Consider the following 2,640-nt stretch of genomic DNA (forward strand, 5'->3'; position numbering starts at 1 on the left):
TGTTTAGCCGGGGCTTCGGGTAGCGCGGTTGTAGTGATCCGGTAGCACGGGCGCGGCGATCGGATAGCGGCCCGCGCCCGCGCGACCGGTTCAGCTGGTGGTCTCAGCGTGGGTGTGGCGGCGCATGTTCGGCCCGTCGAGTTGGACGAGTTCGGCGCTGCTGACGATGCGGTTCAGGATGGACTCCGCGATGACCGCGTCGTGTAGCGACCGGTACCAGTCCTCGGGATCGAACTGGCTGGTCACGACCGTCGACCCGCGTCCTTCGCGGGCGGCGAGGATGTTCAGCAGCTCGGCGGCGGTCTCCCCGGGGATCGGGGTGGTGAGGAAGTCGTCGAGCACGAGCAGATCGCAGGTGTGCAGCCCGGTGAGGAACGTCAGCCGCTGCGCGTCTTGGCGGTGGTAGACGGCGAGCTGGTTCGCGAGGTCGTCGAGCCGGAAGTAGCGGGCGGTGTAGTCGCGTCGGCAGGCGGCGTTCACGAGCGCTTGGGCGAGGTAGGACTTCCCGACGCTGGACTTGCCGAGGATCACGAGGTTGTGGGTCTGGTCGATCCATCGGCAGGCCGCGAGCCGGGCGACGAGCTCCCGGTTCAGGTTCCGCCCGTCGAGGTAGCGGATGTCCTCGACGCAGGCCGCCGGGTTCGGTGTCCGTGATGCTTTCAGCAGCTTCAGGACGCGGCGTTCGGTGCGGGCGGCGGTCTCCTGCTCGAGGGCGTGGCGGATCTTCTGCGAGAACGTCCACTGGTCGTAGGTCGGGTCGTTCGCGATATCGATCACCGCTTCCCCGAACGCGGTCATCCGCAACCTCGTGAACAGCGGCATGTCGTCGGTGGTGAGGTGCAGGTCTTGCATCAGCGGTCCCCTCGCGCCTGGTCGCCGGCTGATCGGAGCGCGTCAAGGCTGAACGCTCCCGCGCCGGCCAGGTGCGCCCGGCTGGTATCCCGACGTCCCGGCGCCCCGACCGTCGGCGACGCGACGATGCCGCCGACGATGTCACCGTCAGTGGTGGGGCGGGCGTCGAGGCCGGCGCGGAGCGCGGTGATGCGGTTCTTTACGGCGGTGTAGGTGATCTGCCGGTGCGGGTCCTCATCAACCAAGCCGCGGCAGGCCTGTTCGAGCAGGACCCGGCTGCCGCGTTTGCCGAGATCGAGGATGTTCATGCAGGACCGGTAGCCCTGCGCTTCGATCACCTTCCCATCCAGCAGCCGCGTCAATGCCGCGACCGTGCCGGGGCCGACCTTCGACGCCTGCCGGAGGAAGTACCCGCGCGTCCAGAGCCCCGACACCGCCTCGGCGTGCGCGGGCGCGTGCTCGGGGTCGGTGACATACCCGTTGCGGCGCGGCCCGTGCTGGTGGGTGGCGATGATCTCCCCGCCGGAGAGCACGTCGATCTGCTCCCCGATGACCCGGACATCGACACTGAGCCCGGCGAACCGGGACGGGACGGAGTACTTGATCGTGTCGAGCTGGATATGCCAGTCCCGGTGGACCTTCGCCTTCCGCCAGATCACCGGCTCCCAACGCCGCACCGGCAGCGAGAGCAGCTCACCCTGCTCGTGCTCGGTGAACCAGTCGCGACGCGACCGGGATTCGCCGCGGAACGGGGTCCGGTCGTTGATCGCGTCGACCTGGGCGGCGACGGCGGTGTTCAGCTCGTCCAACGACGCGAACACCCGATCGGCGAGGTAGTGGATCACCCAGTTCGTGACGACCTTCACCCCCGCCTCGACATGCCCCTTGTCGCGAGGCTTGAAAGAGCGGGTCGGGACCGCGGCGGTGCCGTAGTACTCCAGAAACTCCGCATACGACGAGTTCACCTCCCTCGCCTTCTCGGTCCGGGAGATCTGGTTCGACGCGGTCGACGCGTTGTCCGGGATCACGACCTGGGTGACGCCGCCGAAGTACTCGAACGCGCGCCGGTGCGCGTCCAACCAGGCCGGCTGCTTCTCGTCCAGACACCCGTGCGCGAACACCATCCCGGAGAACGGCAACGACGCGACGAACACCGACACCCGCGTCGTCTCCCTCGTGATCGGGTCCGTGAGCTGCATCTGCGTCCCAGCCCAATCGACCTGCATCGTATGGGCGGGGACGTGCGCGATCGGGAGGGTCAGGTCGTTGACGCGGACGTGCTCCGCGACGATCTGGCAGAACCGTTCATACCCATAGAACCGTGCACCGGCCGGGGCGTCGGTCTCCAGATACCGTGCCCACAACACCTTCAACGGCGGCTTGTTCCGCCCCAGCCGGGCTGCGACGACCCGCTCGATGTCGACCGGGACGAACTCGTCGACCACGCTCTTGCGGCCATCGGTGAACAGCCGATCGATGTCCTCCAACGACAGCCCGTCGACCTGCTCCCGCGTCGTGAACCCTTCCTCGTCGAGAACCCGCCGGGCCCTGGCGATCGCGCGATGCGAGCACCCCGCCATCGCCTCGATCTGCCTATACGCATACCCCTGCAACAGCAGGCCCATCACAAACCGGTAGTCCGTCATCGCCGACGTTCCTCTCCACCAGCGACCAGCCCTTGGCCGCGGCGAGAACCATCCTCGAACCCACCATCAGAGCGCTACCGTGTCCCCGCGCGCGTGCTACCAGATCGTTACATCCGCGCTACCCGAAGCCCCGTCTTAACAC

At 67.7% G+C, this 2,640-nt stretch carries 2 protein-coding genes; both read right to left on the minus strand.

From position 1 onward, the window contains the following. Positions 1–90 precede the first annotated feature (90 nt). The gene (locus tag ACPYN4_RS15435; RefSeq protein ID WP_239280048.1) at positions 91–852 is read right to left on the minus strand and encodes an ATP-binding protein; all 762 of its coding nucleotides are present in this window, start codon (positions 850–852) and stop codon (positions 91–93) included. Beyond that, the gene (gene istA, locus ACPYN4_RS15440; RefSeq protein WP_424446869.1) at positions 852–2,498 is read right to left on the minus strand and encodes an IS21 family transposase; all 1,647 of its coding nucleotides are present in this window, start codon (positions 2,496–2,498) and stop codon (positions 852–854) included. The genes ACPYN4_RS15435 and istA overlap by 1 nt, the downstream gene beginning before the upstream one ends. Positions 2,499–2,640 lie beyond the last annotated feature (142 nt).

The sequence above is a fragment of the Microbacterium sp. CH-015 genome (genome assembly GCF_049707015.1).
GTDB lineage: Bacteria > Actinomycetota > Actinomycetes > Actinomycetales > Microbacteriaceae > Microbacterium > Microbacterium aurum.